Genomic DNA, 16,392 nt, shown 5'->3' on the forward strand with positions numbered 1-16,392 from the left:
AACGCCGGACGAAACCAGGCATCAGTGAATGAGTCGAACATCGCTGCAGTCGGACCCATGCTGCACTTTGGGTGGTTTGTGGGCCACGGGTTCGGGGTTCAGGGCTGGGGGACGCCGGGCTACGGGATCGGCTACGACTGGAAAAAACCGGCGCTGTACCAGCACGCCGTCCGGGAATTCGAGCGGGCCGGGCTGGACCTGTTCATCATCGAGGATTCCCTGACCGTGCCGGACACCTACGGTGGAACAGCCGAGGTGTCCTTGGCGCAGGCCTCCTTTGCGCCCAAGCACGATCCGCTGGCCCTCGTGCCCTACCTGCTGTCCGCCACGGAGCACCTGGGCATCGTTCCCACCGTCAGTGCGTCTTTTTACCCGCCGTTCACGGCGGCCCGGCTGCTGGCCACGCTGCAGCATTTCTCCAACTGCCGGCTCGGCTGGAATGTGGTGACCTCCGGCAGCGACCTCGCCGCCCAGAACTACGGGCTGGACCAGCAGATCGAGCACGACCTCCGCTATGAGAAGGCGGAGGAGTTTGTGGAGGTGGTACGGAAACTGTGGCGCAGCTGGGCACCGGACGCGATCAGTGAGGATTCCCGGGCCGGAATCTTCGCCGACTACACCAAGGTGCGCCCCATTCACCACAGCGGCCAATTCTTTAAGGTGCGCGGGCCGCTGAACACGGCGCCCCTGCCCGAGGAGCCCGTGCTGGTGCAGGCCGGGGCGTCGCCGCGGGGCAAAGCGTTCGCGGGAGGGAACGCGGACGTCGCTATTGCGCTCGCCCGCGGGGCAGACGGCATGAAGTCCTACCGCGACTCCATCCGGGCTGAGGCAGCCAGGGCAGGCCGGAACCCGGATGACGTCAAGGTGCTGTTCGTGCTCAAACCCACGGTCGTCGGTTCCACGGCGGAAGCAGAGGAACTGCGGACCGCGCGGAAGGAACTGACGCAGCGGGACATCGACAGCCAGCTCAACTCCATCTCCTACCTCTCCGTCATCGACTTCAAGCAGTTTGACCTGGACGAGCCGCTCCCAGAGCTGACCACCAACAGCAACCAGGGCACCCTGGAGCACTTCTCCAAAGCGGCCCCGCCCGGCTCCACCCTCCGCGAGATCCTGCAGGCACGCAGCGGCGGAGCCGGCGACAGCATCATTGGCACGGCCGGGGAAATCGCAGACTACCTGGCGGAAACCGGCGCAGCGGTGGGCGGCGACGGCTTCCTGTTTTCCGGCTTCGTGGATCCTGCCACCGTGCACGGAGTGCTGGACAAACTGGCACCGGAGCTGCGCCGGCGCAACCTGCTGCGGACAAGCTACGGCGACGGCGGCCTCCGCCGGAACCTGTTGGACTTCTAGTGCCATGCCAGTTCCAGTGCCATGACAGAGACCGGAGGACCCGAAGACCTGAAGCCGGGAACTGGAACCGGCACCTTCCTGTCCGGCATGTTCCTGATCGGCACGGCGCATGTGCGGGCTGCGGATGTGGCCAGGGCGGCGTCCGATCCCTCGGTCGAGGTTGTCCTGAGCGCCGACGCGCTGGACCTGATCAGCCTGTCCCGTGAAGTGGTGCAGGCCGCCATCGACTCCGGACACAGCGTGTACGGGCTCAACACACTGCTGGGCTCTGGCAGGGACACTGCTGTGGAGGAAGAGTCCATCCTCGACTATCAGGTTCAGGTGGTCCGGTACCACCACAGCGGAATCGGCGCCTTGCTTGCCCCGGAAGAACTCCGTGCCGTGATCCTGGCGCGGCTGATCGGCTTCACCCGCGGCGGCTCCGGTGTCCGCCCGGAAACGGCCCGTTTCTACGCCGAGCTGCTCAACCGTGGAGTGGTGCCCGCCGTCCCCCGCGCGGGCTCGGTGGGATCCTCCGACCTCACGCAGCTGGCCGCTGTTGCCGCCGTCGCCATCGGGGAAGGCCAGGCGCTGGCGCCCGACGGCAGCACCATTTCCGGCGCCGCGGCGCTCGCCGCGGCGGGACTGCAGCCGCTGGTGCTTGCGCCCGGCGAGGCCCTCGCCCTCGTTAGCGCCAACTCATATTCCATCGGCGCCGGAGCGCTGGCGCTCGGCCGCCTGCAGCAGCTGGCGGACCTTGCGGACACCGCCCTCGCGTTGTCGCTGGAGGCGACCGGAAGGTACGACGGCGGCGCGAACCTCAGTCCCTTTTCGCCGGCGGTGCAGTCGGCCAAGGCGGTAGACGGCCAGCGCATCGCGGCGGCGAACGTGCGGAACCTGGTACGGGGTGGCTGGCTCGAAGATCCCGATCGTCAGGCCTCCGTGCAGGATGCGCTGTCATTCCGTGCCGCACCGCAGACGCATGGAGCGTTCCGTGCCCAGGTCACAGCCCTCGCCGAAGCCCTTGAGGTGGAGCTGAACGGCCGCGGCGACAATCCGTTGACCGACCTGGACTCGGGTCGGATGATCTCCGGCGGGAATTTTCAGCCGATGCAGCTGGCGCTGGCCTTCGAGGCGCTGCGGCTGGGGCTGGCGCATCTGGGCATCAGCAGCGAGCGGCGCATCGCCAAGCTCTACCCGCCGCAGCGGCTCATCCGGCAACTGAACCTGGCGGCGGCCCGGAGCGGCATGCCTTTGGCTTTCGAGGAGCTGCCGGGCCTGCTGTGGTACTCCGCCGCCGGGCTGCTTGCCGAGCTGAAGTTCCTTGCCGCGCCGGCCACACTCGGTGCACCCACCCTCTCCGCCGACGTGGAGGACCACTCGACGCTGGCGCCGTTGGCGCTCCAGCAGCTGGACCGGTCGGTACAGGCCGCCGAAGAGCTGCTCGTCATCGAGGCCCTGACGGCGGCGTACCTGCTGGACCGGGCCCGGGAGGCGGAAACCGGAGGAAGGGGGTCCGGCGCCGAGGTGCGGCCGCTTGGCACGGGGACGGCCGCCGTCGTGGACTGCCTGTCCGGGCTTCTCACGGAGCACCTGCCGGCGGCAGTGCTGCTGGAGCGCGGACAAGAGGCGCTGCGGAAACTCCTGCCGAACCTGCCTGCGCTTCGGCTGGCGCCTCATGAAGAAAGTCACTGACGGGAAAGATCGGGCGGAGAGGCATGGGCATCACCACAGGCGGGAACCGACAGCCACGGCATACTGCCCCGGCCACTGATGGAGGGGTCGACGCCGAAGCGGTGCTGGCCCGCGTGGGCTCAACGCCCCTCGTGCCCCTGGAAACCCTCAGCCGGGGACTTCCCGGAACTGTCTTCGTGAAGCTGGAATCGGAGAACCCGGGCGGTTCCATCAAGGACCGGACGGCGCTGAGCATGGTGCGGTCGGCCGAGCGCAGCGGGGACCTGCAGCCAGGCGGCACCATCGTGGAAAGCACGTCGGGGAACACCGGGATCGGGCTGGCGCTGATCGGGGCCCTGACCGGGCATCCCGTGGTGGTGGTGACGGGGGATTCCATCTCATCCGAAAAACTCGAGGCGCTGCAGCGGTACGGGGCGCAGGTGGTGTTCACCGACTGGAGCGCGCCCTCGGACTCTCCGGCCAATGCAAGAGCTGTGGCCGCCCGCATCACGGCCGAGACTCCGGGCGCCTGGCGTCCCCTGCAGTTCGACAACCCGGCCAACCCGAGGGCGCACTACGAGGGGACCGCGCCGGAAATCTGGGACCAGACGGCAGGCAAAATCACGCATTTCGTGGCCGGGGTGGGCACGGGAGGAACCATCACCGGGAACGGGCGGTACCTGAAGGAGATGTCGGCCGGCCACGTGGAGGTGATCGGCGCCGATCCCTACGGCTCGGTGTACAGCGGCGGGCACCCGGGCAGGATCCTGGTGGACGGCGTGGGCAACTCCTGGCCAAAGCCCGACTGGCCAAAGGTCTTCGACCCGGGGCTGCTGGACAGGTTCCTCCGGATTCCGAACGACGAGGTGTACACAACCGTGCACCGGCTGCTCAACGAGGAGGGGTTGTCCCTCGGCCCGTCCTCGGGGCTGAGCGTGGCGGCAGCCCTCCGCGTGGCCAGGGCAGCCGCGCGTGGATCCGTGGTGGTGGCCATCGCGCCCGACACCGGACTGAACTACCTGAGCAAGGCGTTCAACCCGGACTGGCTTGCCGACAACCACATCCGCCTGGATGCGGACTAAAGCGGGCGCCTCAGGAGACCGGGCCGCGCGCGGCGGCTTCGTCCGAACGGATCCACGCAGTCCAGTCCAGCGGGTGCACCGACGGCCTGCCCAGGAGGTAGCCCTGGGCGGCGGCCATCCCGAGGGCCGTGACGGCCGTCAGTTCCGCAACAGTTTCCACGCCTTCTGCCGCGAGTTCGGCGCCAACGGACTGCGCCAGGGCTGCCATCGCGGCGCCCCGGAGCCGCTGGCCTTCCGAATGCTCGATGTTCTCGATGAAGCGGCGGTCCAGTTTGATGATGTCCGGCCGCAGTTCGAGGATCTGGTCGATGGACGTGAAGCCCGCACCAGCCCCGTCCACGGCAACCCTCAGCCCGCGGCGGCGGAGAGGCTGCAGGGATGCGGTCAACGGAGCGTACTGGTCGGCGGCTATTTGGCCGGTGAGCTCGATGACGAACCGGTCCATCGCCAGCTGGGAGTGTTCCAGCAGCCCCTGGATGCGGGGGTCCATGCACGTGGCCGGTGTGAGGTTCAGGGCGATGAAGAGGGGCTCGGGAACAGACTGGGCTGCGGTGAGCGCCCTGAGCAGGGCGGCTACCTCGAGATCCGTGCCGAGGCCGACGGACTCCGCTTCGCTGAACCAGTGATCCGCGCTGGCACCGTCATCGCTCACAAAGCGGGTCAAGGCTTCGACGCCGATGACGTAACCGTCGGGCAGCTGCCGCACCGGCTGGAAGGCCGTCATGAGCATCTTGTCCCCGAGGACCGCTTCGATTCTGTTTCTGCTGCGCCTGGTGAACGGAACCGGAACCGAGTCCATGTCGGTGGGGACCGGCTCCAGGGCGTCGTCCACCGCATTAACGATGGCCGTGACCGTACGGAGGTGTTCGAGGAGCACGAGCTCGGGATTGTCCGGATGGGACGTAGCCGCCTCGCGAAGGCGCGCGCGGCTCCAGGCGCTGTCCGGATCGGACTCAGCCAGGAGCAGATCGATAATTTCCTGGGCCTGCCAGCGCACGCTGATTTCACCCACGTCCCCCGGCAACGCTGCCTGGGCCCCCAAGCCCTTGGGTAGTGAGTCTAACAATGCAGGAAGGGAGGTTTCATCCCTGGACATCGGCTATTCCTTTGTGGCTACTCGTTCCGGCTGAGCCCGGGACACGGCCCTTCCCGCCACATCCCGGGGAATGAAGAGGTCAGGCCGTTCTAGAAGGGTACAACGGGGACCTGAAACTTGTCTGTCTTTTTTGGAACCGATATTTCACATGCGGGTTTTCGATGCCCGGGACATGTCCGGTTCGTTGCCGCTGTCGTCCTGCACCCACGCCGTGAAATCCGCTAACGACATGAAGCAGTAGTAGTCGCAGTACCTCAGGTTGTTTTTCTCTGCCTGGCTCATGCCGGTAATTCGTCACTGGCGGCGCGCCGGATGGTTCCGCGGATGGTTCTGGCAGCATTTCTGCCAGCCTTTCCTGCGGCCGGAGGCCGGCGAAACGAAACGCCCTGTCGTGTTACTCCATTCCGCGTGTTACTCGATCCCGGCGAACAGCTCAGCCAGTTCCCCGGTCAGCTGCTTCCGTAGAGCCGGCGTGCCGATCTCTTTTCCATCGATCGAATTTACGGGCGCCAGCAGGCGGATGCTGGAAATCAGCCACACCGCGTCGGCGTCGAGCAGGTCCTGCGGTTCGAGGGGACCGTATCCCAACTCCCAGCCGGCCGCCTTGGCGGCTGCGAACAGTGCCCCCTGCGAGGTGCCCGGGAGGATGCCGCTGTCCAGCTGTGGCGTGATGAGGCGCTTGACCCTGGTGCCGTTGGACTCCTCGACGTGCGCCAGCAAAACTGTTGACGTCGGGCCCTCCAGCACCCGGCCATCAGACGAGGTGAAGATGACGTCGTCGGCGCCCTGCTTGTGGGCATGGCGGAGGGCAGCCATGTTCACCGCGTAGGAGAGGGTCTTGGCGCCGAGCAGGAGCCACGGTGCGCGCTCGCCGACGGTGCTGTCATAGCCGCGGTCCAGCAGAATGACGTCGATGCCGGCTTCGCGCTGCCGGCGGCCGGCTGCCCCGACCGGCGAAACCTGCACCCAGCACGTGGGCCGTTCGGCGCCTTCGACGCCGCGCGTAACCAGGAGTTTGACCACGCACTCGTCCTCTTCACGGGAAGCCGGCGGGTAATCGGACCGGAACGCCGCGACGCCCGTCGCGATCGCCCGCTGCCAGACTTCCCGGTTCGAGATGTCGAGGTCGAGGGCACGTGCAGAGCCGGCCAGCCGGTCCAGGTGCGCCTCGAGCTTCCGGGTACGGCCGGCCACCGCCAGCATGGACTCGAAGACGCCGTCACCCCGGGTGGCGCCCAGGTCGGTGGCCATCAGCTGCGGCTGGGTGGGGTCGGCAATCCGGCCGTATTCGTAGTCCGGGTCAAGGAAGACCAGCACGGTGGCGGAGGCAGGAGCAGTCATGCCTCCAGCTTAGTGGGGACTGTCCCCGATAGGCTGATCAGGACCGTCTTTCCGGAACGCCCGGGGGCTCGAAACAAGGGGGTTTGCGCCTGTGCTGTGGCCATTTCCGCTTACGGAAACCCTGCCTACCTGGCTGGTTTTCGTCTTAGGCGCCGCGGACTTCATTATCCGTGTCCTTGCACTGGGCATCATCCCCGGCAACCGCAGGCCCACCACTGCCATGGCCTGGCTCCTGGGGATCTTCTTCATACCCGTCATCGGCCTGATCCTTTTCCTGCTGTTCGGCAACTTCCGGTTGTCCAGGCGGCGGGTCGAGCAGCAGCAGCTCGTCAGCGAAAGGGTCAGGTCACGCACCTCTGTGCTGTCCGACGTCGGAAGCACGTACCCCGGCCCGGAATGGGTCTTGTCGGCTGCGGAACTCAACCGGCGGCTGGGGTCCATCCCCATGGTGGACGGGAACTCCGTGGAACTCATCCCGGGATACCCGGACTCCATCAAAGCCATGACCGAGGAAGTCCGGAAGGCCAAGCGCTTCATTAACGCCGAGTTCTACATCATGAGTACGGACCACGTCACCGATGAGCTTTTCACGGCGCTCGAAGAAGCGGCCGACCGGGGCGTGGAGGTCCGCGTCCTCTTCGACCACATCGGAACCCTCCGTATCAAGGGGTACAGCAGGCTCCTCAAACGCCTCAAAGCCAGCAGGATCCAGTGGCGGCGCATGCTCCCGCTGCTGCCCATCCACGGTCAGTGGCGCCGCCCCGACCTCCGCAACCACCGCAAGATCATGGTGATCGACGGTGAGGTGGCTTTCACGGGTTCGCAGAACCTGATCGAGCCGTCCTATAACAACCCGCGGCACCGAAAGGTAGGCCGCGAATGGGTGGAGCTGATGGCGAGGCTGCGCGGGCCCATCGTGCCCACCCTTAACGTGGTCTTCGCGACCGACTGGCTCAGCGAAACGGACGAATCGCTCGAGGCCCAGCTGGACGAGCAGATGGTGCTGCCTGCAGGATCGGCCCCGGGCACCATCACCGCGCAGGTTGTCCCCAGCGGGCCCGGCTTCAGCACGGAAAACAACCTCCGGCTGTTCAACACCCTTATCTACTCCGCCCAGCATCGGATCTCCATCTGCAGCCCGTACTTCGTGCCGGACGACTCACTGCTTTACGCGATCACCACAGCCGCGCAGCGGGGCGTCGACGTCGAGCTCTTCGTCTCCGAAAAGGGCGACCAGTTCCTGGTCCACCACGCCCAGCAGTCGTATTACCAGGCGCTGATGGAGGCGGGTGTGCGGATCTACCTGTACAAGGCGCCGTTCGTGCTGCATGCCAAGCACTTCACCGTGGACGACAAGGTGGCGGTGCTCGGCTCCAGCAACATGGACATGCGCTCCTTCTCCCTGAACATGGAGGTGTCGGTGATGCTCCTCGGCGCCGAAATTGTGAACAGCATGCGGGCCGTGGAGGACACGTACCGGGACATCTCCCACGAACTCAAGCTCGAGGACTGGATGCACCGCCCCCTTGCCGCAAGGTATGTGGACAACGTGGCCCGGCTGACGGCCACAGTTCAATAAGCGCGGTTCAATAAGCGCGGTCGAATAGGTCCGGCGCGAACGTACACCTGATATGTAGGTCTCGCTTGTCAAGGGCATGAGGAAGCGGTCCGCTGGGCTGGGTTGCCTGGGACCGCTTCCTTTTTGTGGCCCCGGGAAGAGGCGTTGGTGTGTGGCCAGCGTGTCGTTGGCGACTGCGCGGTCAGACTGATATGCGCGGGTTGGTTACCGCAGGACGAAGTGTTCGGCTGGAGGTTACCGCTGGTCTAGCAATGACGGGCGTGGCCGGGTTCTGGTTGCCCATAGGTGTATCGCGGGTTTACTCCACGCGCTGCAGGGAACCACTTCCAACTGGGTTTCCCCGGGGGTTTTGTGTTGTTTCTGATCAGTGCACGGTAGCTATCGATTTTGGGGAGCTGGTTGCCGGATGTGTGCCGGTGGCCAGGGACCAGCACCAGCCGGAGAGCTCACGGGCGATGGCGACATTGGCGATGACCGGACGCTTGCGGCGTTCGAGGTAGCCGATCCAGCGTTCGTGCAGGCGCCGGTTCCCGGCATGACCCCGGGTTCTGGCCTCTGAAGTGGCTTCTTCCCAGCGGGACCGCATCAGCCGGGACGGGTTGTTGTAGGGTCTGCGGTGGTGCCATGCGGCCTCGACCAGCAGCCGGCGGGCGTGGCTGTTGCCGGTTTTTGTGATGGAGCCCAGGGACCGGGATGCCCCCGAGGAATGCTCTGTCGGGACCAGGCCCAGGTAAGCGCCGATTGTGGAGCCGGTGAACCGCTCCCAGTCGCCGATCTCCACGGCCAGGCCGAAAGCGGTCAGCGTCGAGATGCCGCGCAGGCACTGCAGTGCCCGGACCACGGGGGTGTATTCACTGCTGTATGCCATCGCGGTGATCGCTTGGTCGAGGCGGTCACGGCGGTCCGAGATCTCATGCATCGCCTCTAGAGAGGACTCGTAGGTCAGCTGCCGGGCCGGAGCGTCGAAACGCTGGCGGGCCAGCCAGAGTTCATGGGTGCCGGTCCAGGCCTGCCCGCCCGAATACACGATGCCTTGGCGTAAGAGGAGTTTGGAGATCCGGTGCCGGGAACGCATGAGGTCTCCCCGGACGTCTTCGCGTGAGCGGACCAGATCCCGCGCCGCTTCCTGGTCTTCTGAAGGCACCCGGATACCGGCGACCTCACCCAGCTTTAGTAACCGGGCCAGATGCAGCGCATCCTTCGCATCGGTCTTTACCCGGTCCCCAGACGGGCGCTGGAGCTTGGACGGCGCTGCGACGACCGTGTCGATCCGGGCGGCGAGCAGGAACCTGGCAAGGCCGAAACCCGTTGGTCCCGCCTCGTAAACGACTCGCACCGGCGATGGCAGGGAGAGGATCCAGGCAAGAATCTCGCCATGATCCGGAGTCATCCGGTGGAGGATGATCTCACCGGTCTGCGCGTCCAATGCGCATGCGACAACGGTGCGGGCATGGACATCCAAGCCGACGCTTGTACGCTCGAACATAGCTGGAACCTCCAAATTTCAAATGTGGCTCTACCTGTCCGCCAAGTGTGGCAGGCAACCCACGCCTTGCTTTGAAAAGGAGGTTCCAGCCCCCTGAACCACACTTCCTGGTCCTTCTGACAGAGGCCATCAGCGCCGGAGATAGGATCCGGAGCGCCCCCCTGTCCCAGCAGATCACAAGCCCCACAAAGCTGGGGCGCTGCGGATCCGCTCCGGCGACAATGGCCTTCAGAAGGATCAGGCGCCCGGATGCCCGGCCTCCTCGTACCTCATATCGTCTAGGCCCCTCCGGTAAGCGCGAACGTACGCTTAGGGCCCTCCGGCAGCGAGGTGGCGGGGCCTTAACTGTCCGTTCGCGCGGGGAATTCCGAACCGAGGGTTGAGAGTACGCCGAAGGCCTTGGTGCGGATTTCTTCGTATTCATCCTGCGCCACGGAGTCAGCCGTGATCGCACCGCCGACGCCGAGGCTCAGCGTGGCCGTCGCATGGCCGGCCTCGTCCCGGGTCTGGATGACGAGCGTACGGATCGCCACCGCGAGGTCTGTGGCGCCGTTCAGTGAGAAGTATCCGATCGCGCCGGAGTACACGCCGCGGGGTGCCTCCTCAAGCCGGTCGAGGATGGCCATGGTGCTGATTTTCGGTGCCCCGGTCATGGAGCCGGCAGGGAAGCATGCCGCCACGGCCTCCGCCCGGGGCGCTCCGGGCAGGAGTTGGGCGTCGATGGTGCTCACCAGCTGGTGGACCGTGGCGTAGCTTTCGATCTCGCAGAGCCGGCTGACAGTCACTGATCCGGGCTCGGCGAAGTGGCTGAGGTCGTTCCTGAGAAGGTCGACAATCATGATGTTCTCGGCCCGGTCCTTCAGCGACGTCGCCAGGTCGTGCCGCAGCGCCGCGTCGGTTTCCGGATCGGCAGCCCGGCGCCGCGTGCCCTTGATCGGCTCGGCGCGCATGCCGCCGTCGGACGCTATCCGCAGGAACCGCTCTGGTGAGGTGCTCGCCACAGAGAGCCCGCCGAAGCGCAGGTAGCTCGCAAATGGCGCCGGGTTCCGCTTCCGCAGCGCGAGGTAGATGGGCCAGGAATCCAGGCCGTCGGCCGGCATCGCGGCGGTGAGCGCGGTGGTGAGGCACACCTCGTAGGAATTGCCCTCGGCAATCTCGTGCTGGGCTTCGGCGATCTTCGCCTTGTAGTCCGTCTCGGTGTCGCGGCAGTCAAATGCCGGGGCAGCAGGAAGTCCGACGGCGGTGCTGCCACCGGCTTCAGCGGCAGTGGCACCGGCGCCGGCGGCAGCTGCTTCGGCTGCTTCCACGGCGCTGCAGGCGTGGGCGATCCAGCCGGCTGCATCAGGGGCATCGAGTGCCAGCAGCCACACGGTGCCCTCGGCGTGGTCCAGCACCACGGCCCGGCCCGCGAAAACCAGTGAGGCGTCCGGAGTCTCGGCAGGAATGTCGGAACCGCCGGTTTCGCGTTTGAGCTCATAGCCGAGGTAGCCCAGCCAGCCCAGAGTGAAGTCACAGGAATAGCCTTTGGGCCGGACGACCGTCGGCTGTCCCCAGACGGTCTCCAGCCAGCGGAAGAAGGTGCCGGGCACTTCGGCGGTGGCGCACCCGGTGGTGACCAGAGTGGTTCCGGACCCGTGCTGGACATACTGCCCGAAGCTGCCGCCGTCGTCCGCGAGGATGCTGAAGCGGCTGCGCCCGGCGGCGACCGCAGCGTCCCTGTCCGGTGCGCTGTGCTTGCCTTGGGGCGTTGGCGTTGGCGTTGGCGGTGCGGGCGTCGGAGGTGCGGGTGTCGGGGGGACCAGCGACGAATCCAGCCAGACCGCATTCGCGGATGCCCCGTACAGCGCCTGGAACAGGGCGGCGGCATTCGGCCGGGCATCGAGCCGCTCAGCCAGGAGCCGGAGGCCGCGGCGCGCGCGGAGCTCAGGAACCAGCACCGCAGCCAGGGCAGGGAGGTAGGTGAGCGCCTGCAGGACGTCGCCCGGGGCACTGTCATCAGCGCGGTTCATCACCCGGATGTCTGCCTGGCCGCGCACGTCATCCGAGGCGAGGAGTTCGGCTTCCTGGGCGGCCCACTGGTCCCAATAGGGCTCGTAGGTCTGGCCGTCGCGGGCCAGGGCCCGGTTCCGGCGTTCGTCGTCCGGGGAATCAGCCCAGATGACGGCGTCCAGCAGCGGCCGGGCGGCGGCCGCGGCGGCACCCACACCTTCTACGATGACGATCTCGGCGGGCAGCGTGACCCGGGCATCGCCGTCGTAATGCCGTTCCCAGTTCCAACTGGTCCACGTCGCCGGTTCACCCTTACTCAGGGGTATCAGGACGCTGCTGACATAGCGGTCAATGCCGGCAGCCAGTCCGTTCCAGCCGGGGTAGATGTCCTCAAGGTGGAACAGTGCGACTTTGTGGTGGCTCCGCAGCCGGGCTGCGAGCTCGATTGCCAGCGTGGTTTTCCCTGCACCTGACCGCCCGTCAATGGCGATGATCACAGGTGCGGGGGTCATGGGATAGAGCGTACCTGCTGAGCGTCCTGAATTTTGAGCCGGGCCTGTTCTGCTTCGAGCGCGGACCGCACGAATTCTACGATTCCCGGGACTGCCGCCTGGATCTGGTCCCACACAGACTCAAAGTCGCTGTGGTCCCCGTACCAGGGGTCCTCGATGCCCTGGTCCAGGGGGTCGTCCGATTCGAGTGAGGGGTCGAAACTGCGCAGCATACGGACCCGTGCGGCCGATTCGAGGTCAGGGGCAGACGCCCGGAGCCAGCCGTAATGGTCCACGTCGAGGGCCAGGATCAGGTGACGTTCCGCGTACCACTCCGGCTGCCATTCCCGGGCAATGTGCCGGTCCGAAGCGAGCTTGTGGGCGGTCAGCTTGCGCGCGGCACGGGGATCTATGGGGCGTCCCGCCTCGTATGCCGTGGTGCCTGCGGAATCAACCGTGACGGCATCTGCCAGCCCCGCCGCTGCGAACGCTTCCGTCAGTATCAGCTCGGCCATCGGGGACCGGCAGATGTTGCCGGTGCAGACCGCGATGATCCGGTAGGGGCTGGACGTTGAGAACATGTTGCTAAGCATGGGGGATACCGGTGCCAGTTGGCTAGTAAGCAGTCTTATTATTCAAAACATTTAGGCGGAGCCGGTTGGTTGGGTGCACGGGCCTTTGTTTAGTGCACGAGCGCCAGCAGGACACCGACGGCGACAAACAGGACGCCGAAGGCCCGGTTGAGAACGGTCTGGCCGCGGGCGTTGTGGGTGAAGCGCTGGAAGGACTTTGCCGCCGCTGCAAAGAAGAACCACATCACCAGGATGTCGATGACCACCACTGTGGTGATGAGGACGGCGTACTGCGGCAGCAGCGGTTGTTCGGGCCGGATGAACTGCGGCGTGAACGCGAGGAAGAACACGATGGCCTTCGGGTTGAGCAGGTTGACCCACAGGCCCCGCCGGAACATGGACCATGCCGGCTCGTTCCTGAGTGCGGCCGCTTTCTCCTGGTCCAGGTCGGGCTTGTGCAGGAACTGCCTGATTCCGAGGTACACCAGGTAGGCAGCCCCGGCGTAGCGGATGGCGTTGAACGCCACCGCCGACCCCGCCACCAGGACGCCGACGCCGAGGGCCACGACGGCCACATGCACGATCAGCGCGGCCTGCTGCCCAAGGATTCCCCAGATGGAGCGCCGGAACCCCGACGTGAGGGAGTTGCTCATGGTGTTGATGGCACCGGCGCCGGGGGTGAAACTGATGAGGACGCCGGCGCCAAGGAGGGCCAGCCACAGGGAAAATTGCACTTATCAAGCTTAGTGCCCGAGTTCAGGGCACGGCAGTCGCGGCCAGCTAAACGGAGCATTCATCGGATCGGCTTCAACCATCAGCGGCGTTAAAAACGTCAGCGGAGCCCGCTGCTGCGGGCTCCGCTGATCGTGTGCAGGACTGCCAACGGCCGGTTTAGGCCTTTGTCGTGGCCAAGGTCTCCACTTTGCCGATATCTGCCAGGTCAACGTCTTTGGTCTCCCTGGCGAAGGAAACGGACACCATCGCCACAACTGTAGACGCAATGATGATCGCTATGACAGGCCAGGTGCCTCCGCTCCAGAGCACGAGCGCGCTGGCCAGTGCCGGCATGAATCCCGCGAGCAGGATGGATGCCATCTGGTAACCGATGGAGATTCCTGAGTACCGTACGGCGGTGGGGAACAGTTCGCAGTACAACGCAGGGAGGGGGGCGTAGACCAGCGCATGGCCAAGAGCCAGGAACAGCGCAACGCCGAGGATGATTGCAAACTGCTGCCCGGTGCCAATGAGGGCAAAAATCGGCCAGGCAGTCAGCACGATTGCGCTGCCACCAAGCAGGAAGGTGCGCTTCCGGCCGATGTTGTCTGAAAGCCGGCCAAAGACCGGGATCATGATGATGTTCAGGGCCGAACCGATCATGACAGCGGTGAGGCCAAAGTGCTTCGGCACCTGCAGGGTTGTGGTGACGTAGGAAAGCACGAAGACCGTGAACAGGTAGTAGTTGCCTGCCTCCGCGAAGCGGCCGAAGATCGCAATCAGCAGCGGCTTGCGGTGGTTGGCCATAAGCTCGGCGATCGGAGCTTTGCGGTGCGCGGCTTCCTTGGCCATCTTTTCCTTTTCAACCAGGAACTCCGGGCTCTCTGCCGCATTTAGGCGGATGTAGAGACCGACGGCGGCCAGGACGATGCTCAGCAGGAAGGGAATCCGCCAGCCCCAGGTGTTGAAGGCGTCACCGGTGAGTGCGCCCGCGAGGGCCACAGCCCCGGTGCCGAAGAGCAGGCCACAGGACACGCCGATCTGCGGCCAGGAACCGTAGAAGCCGCGGCGGCCCTTCGGGGCGTTCTCGACCGCGATGATCGCTGCGCCGCCCCATTCTCCGCCGACGGCGAATCCCTGGGCAAGACGGAGCACACACAGCAGAACCGGAGCCAGGATTCCGACAGTCTCGTAGGTCGGGAGCAGGCCTATCAGGGCGGTGGAGACGCTCATGATGGCGAAGGTCAGGATAAGGGTGGACTTACGGCCGATGCGGTCACCCAGATGCCCGGCGACAAATGCACCAAGGGGACGGGCAACGAAACCGACGCCGAAGGTGGCAAGCGCAGCGATCTGCGAAAGGCTGGCATCCATGGCCGGGAAGAAGAGCGGTCCGAAGACCAGCGCCGCTGCGGTGGCGTACACGGTGTACTCGTACCATTCGACAATGGCGCCGATGGTGCCGGACACCAGGGTCCGGCGGCGGACCTGCTCAGGTGTCATGGTTTTTGCACCGGGCGTGCTTGCGCTGGGCATGGAGGCTCCGTTCTCGGGGCGGAGAGAAGTCTGTACGGCCATGTTCAGTTCCCGAAGGTGTGGTCGGACCAGGGCAGGGAGGTGCCGCGGTATTTTGCTGCACGGACGTCTCCGGAGCGTGCGTGGCCTTCGAAGCGTTCGACCCTGGAGGCGCGGCCGCAGAGCTCGCCGAAGAAGGCGCTGGATTCGGTGTTGGTCACTTCCTGGTAGGTGACGGTGCGCAGGTACTTCCCGACCCAGAGGCCGCCGGTGTAGCGGGCCGCGCCGCGGGTGGGCAGGACGTGGTTGGTGCCGATGACCTTGTCGCCGTAGGAGACGCAGGTTCCTTCACCCAGGAACAGGGCGCCGTAGTCGTGCATTTTCTCCAGGGCCTCCCGCGGGTTCCGGGTGAGGATCTGCACGTGCTCGTAGGCGTATTCATCGGCCAGGGCGTAGGCGTCATCGAGGGTCTCCACGACGTGGACCGCGCCCCAGTCCCGCCAGGCGGGTCCGGCGTAGTCGCGGGTCGGCATGTCCGTCAGGATCGTGTCGATGTGCCCGATGACCTCACGGCCCAGCTCCTCGCTGGTGGTGATCAGCACGGCCGGGGAATCGGGGCCGTGCTCGGCCTGGGAGAGGAGGTCAACGGCGACGATGAACGGGTCAGCGTGCTCGTCGGCCACGATCAGGACCTCGGTGGGCCCGGCGAAGAGGTCGATGCCGACCTCCCCGAAGAGCTGGCGCTTGGCCTCGGCCACGAACGCGTTGCCCGGGCCGGCCAGCATGTTCACCGGCTTGATGGTTTCGGTGCCGATGGCCAGGGCCGCGACCGCCTGGATGCCGCCCAGAAGGTAGATCTCGTCCGCCCCGGCCAGGTGCATCGCGGCGACGGTGGCGTCCGGGACCTCGCCCTGGATCAGCGGGGTGCAGGCCGCGACACGTTCCACACCGGCGACCTTCGCGGTCACGATGGTCATGTGGGCGCTGGCCAGCAGCGGGTACTTCCCGCCCGGAATGTAAGCCCCGGCAGCCTGGACCGGCACGTTCTTCTGGCCCAGGAACACCCCGGGCAGGGTCTCGATCTCGAAATCGGACAGGGAATCAAGCTGCCTGCGCGCCATCACACGGACCTGCTCCTGGACGAACCTGATGTCCTCGATGACCTGCTCCGGGACCCGGGCCATGATCTCATCCAGCTGGACGGCACTGAGCAGGAACGATTCCGGGGCGTACCTGTCAAACTTCTGCGAGTATTCACTCACGGCCTCGTCGCCGCGTTCGCGGATGTCCGCGATCACGGCCTCCACCGTGGCACGGACCTCCGGAGTGCTGCCCCGGGCCACACTGTTGCCGGCGGGCTCCTTCAGCATCAAGGACTTCACCGCGGAGCTCACTGCAGTTACAACGGTCATCAGGATTACCTTTCCATCTTCATTGATGGGCGACCACTGGAACGCCCCTGATCAAGCATGAAGGCTTGCTTGTCACCAATGTATACGTATGCATGGCGCCGCCACAAGG

At 65.8% G+C, this 16,392-nt stretch carries 13 protein-coding genes; 4 read left to right on the forward strand and 9 right to left on the reverse strand.

The genetic code is table 11. From position 1 onward, the window contains the following. Positions 1 to 57 precede the first annotated feature (57 nt). The 3 genes from M1E01_RS01380 to M1E01_RS01390 all read left to right on the forward strand — a co-directional run bounded on the left by M1E01_RS01380 (position 58) and on the right by M1E01_RS01390 (position 4,088). Positions 58 to 1,353 (forward strand): NtaA/DmoA family FMN-dependent monooxygenase, encoded by a 1,296-nt coding sequence (locus M1E01_RS01380; RefSeq protein WP_457974825.1) that lies wholly within the window; start codon positions 58 to 60, stop codon positions 1,351 to 1,353. A gap of 87 nt (positions 1,354 to 1,440) precedes the next feature. Next, positions 1,441 to 3,027 (forward strand): aromatic amino acid ammonia-lyase, encoded by a 1,587-nt coding sequence (locus M1E01_RS01385; protein WP_457974826.1) that lies wholly within the window; start codon positions 1,441 to 1,443, stop codon positions 3,025 to 3,027. 23 nt (positions 3,028 to 3,050) lie between these two features. Next, positions 3,051 to 4,088 carry a PLP-dependent cysteine synthase family protein gene (locus M1E01_RS01390; protein ID WP_457973331.1) on the forward strand — a complete coding sequence of 346 codons (1,038 nt, stop codon included), beginning with the start codon at positions 3,051 to 3,053 and terminating at the stop codon, positions 4,086 to 4,088. Positions 4,089 to 4,098: 10 nt separating this feature from the next. Here the strand turns inward: M1E01_RS01390 and M1E01_RS01395 are convergent, their stop codons facing one another. From M1E01_RS01395 to M1E01_RS01405, 3 genes are all read right to left on the reverse strand, one after another. Then, the gene (locus M1E01_RS01395; protein WP_457973332.1) at positions 4,099 to 5,184 is read right to left on the reverse strand and encodes an EAL domain-containing protein; all 1,086 of its coding nucleotides are present in this window, start codon (positions 5,182 to 5,184) and stop codon (positions 4,099 to 4,101) included. A gap of 144 nt (positions 5,185 to 5,328) precedes the next feature. Beyond that, the gene (locus M1E01_RS01400; protein ID WP_457973333.1) at positions 5,329 to 5,466 is read right to left on the reverse strand and encodes a hypothetical protein; all 138 of its coding nucleotides are present in this window, start codon (positions 5,464 to 5,466) and stop codon (positions 5,329 to 5,331) included. A gap of 129 nt (positions 5,467 to 5,595) precedes the next feature. After that, positions 5,596 to 6,525: an aminodeoxychorismate lyase gene (locus tag M1E01_RS01405; RefSeq protein ID WP_457973334.1), complete on the reverse strand. Its 930-nt coding sequence runs from the start codon at positions 6,523 to 6,525 to the stop codon at positions 5,596 to 5,598. A 91-nt stretch (positions 6,526 to 6,616) separates the two neighbouring features. Here M1E01_RS01405 and cls point away from each other — a divergent pair, with 91 nt between their 5' ends. Beyond that, positions 6,617 to 8,104 carry a cardiolipin synthase gene (gene cls, locus M1E01_RS01410; RefSeq protein ID WP_457973335.1) on the forward strand — a complete coding sequence of 496 codons (1,488 nt, stop codon included), beginning with the start codon at positions 6,617 to 6,619 and terminating at the stop codon, positions 8,102 to 8,104. 364 nt (positions 8,105 to 8,468) lie between these two features. On the opposite strand, the gene M1E01_RS01415 is transcribed toward cls, so the two are convergent. The 6 genes from M1E01_RS01415 to hisD form a co-directional block, all read right to left on the reverse strand. Beyond that, positions 8,469 to 9,590: an IS110 family RNA-guided transposase gene (locus M1E01_RS01415; RefSeq protein WP_457973336.1), complete on the reverse strand. Its 1,122-nt coding sequence runs from the start codon at positions 9,588 to 9,590 to the stop codon at positions 8,469 to 8,471. Between the two features lie 341 nt (positions 9,591 to 9,931). Further along, positions 9,932 to 12,091 (reverse strand): aminodeoxychorismate synthase component I, encoded by a 2,160-nt coding sequence (pabB, locus tag M1E01_RS01420; protein WP_457973337.1) that lies wholly within the window; start codon positions 12,089 to 12,091, stop codon positions 9,932 to 9,934. Beyond that, complete coding sequence (locus tag M1E01_RS01425; RefSeq protein WP_457973338.1) at positions 12,088 to 12,651, reverse strand: low molecular weight protein-tyrosine-phosphatase; 564 nt, start codon at positions 12,649 to 12,651, stop codon at positions 12,088 to 12,090. Before M1E01_RS01425 ends, pabB begins: the two co-directional genes overlap by 4 nt. A gap of 101 nt (positions 12,652 to 12,752) precedes the next feature. Further along, positions 12,753 to 13,376 (reverse strand): LysE family transporter, encoded by a 624-nt coding sequence (locus M1E01_RS01430; protein WP_457973339.1) that lies wholly within the window; start codon positions 13,374 to 13,376, stop codon positions 12,753 to 12,755. A 157-nt stretch (positions 13,377 to 13,533) separates the two neighbouring features. Continuing rightward, positions 13,534 to 14,934: an MFS transporter gene (locus M1E01_RS01435; RefSeq protein ID WP_457973340.1), complete on the reverse strand. Its 1,401-nt coding sequence runs from the start codon at positions 14,932 to 14,934 to the stop codon at positions 13,534 to 13,536. A 2-nt stretch (positions 14,935 to 14,936) separates the two neighbouring features. After that, positions 14,937 to 16,283, reverse strand: coding sequence for a histidinol dehydrogenase (gene hisD, locus M1E01_RS01440; RefSeq protein ID WP_457973341.1), 1,347 nt, complete (start codon positions 16,281 to 16,283; stop codon positions 14,937 to 14,939). Positions 16,284 to 16,392 lie beyond the last annotated feature (109 nt).

The sequence above is a fragment of the Arthrobacter sp. D1-17 genome (assembly GCF_054130535.1).

Coding starts and splice junctions, on each gene's coding strand:
- M1E01_RS01380 (WP_457974825.1), top strand. CDS start 58: ATGCTGCACTTTGGGTGGTTTGTGGGCCACGGGTTCGGGGTTCAGGGC.
- M1E01_RS01385 (WP_457974826.1), top strand. CDS start 1,441: ATGTTCCTGATCGGCACGGCGCATGTGCGGGCTGCGGATGTGGCCAGG.
- M1E01_RS01390 (WP_457973331.1), top strand. CDS start 3,051: ATGGGCATCACCACAGGCGGGAACCGACAGCCACGGCATACTGCCCCG.
- M1E01_RS01395 (WP_457973332.1), bottom strand. CDS start 5,184: ATGTCCAGGGATGAAACCTCCCTTCCTGCATTGTTAGACTCACTACCC.
- M1E01_RS01400 (WP_457973333.1), bottom strand. CDS start 5,466: ATGAGCCAGGCAGAGAAAAACAACCTGAGGTACTGCGACTACTACTGC.
- M1E01_RS01405 (WP_457973334.1), bottom strand. CDS start 6,525: ATGACTGCTCCTGCCTCCGCCACCGTGCTGGTCTTCCTTGACCCGGAC.
- M1E01_RS01415 (WP_457973336.1), bottom strand. CDS start 9,590: ATGTTCGAGCGTACAAGCGTCGGCTTGGATGTCCATGCCCGCACCGTT.
- pabB (WP_457973337.1), bottom strand. CDS start 12,091: ATGACCCCCGCACCTGTGATCATCGCCATTGACGGGCGGTCAGGTGCA.
- M1E01_RS01425 (WP_457973338.1), bottom strand. CDS start 12,651: ATGTTCTCAACGTCCAGCCCCTACCGGATCATCGCGGTCTGCACCGGC.
- M1E01_RS01435 (WP_457973340.1), bottom strand. CDS start 14,934: ATGGCCGTACAGACTTCTCTCCGCCCCGAGAACGGAGCCTCCATGCCC.
- hisD (WP_457973341.1), bottom strand. CDS start 16,283: ATGACCGTTGTAACTGCAGTGAGCTCCGCGGTGAAGTCCTTGATGCTG.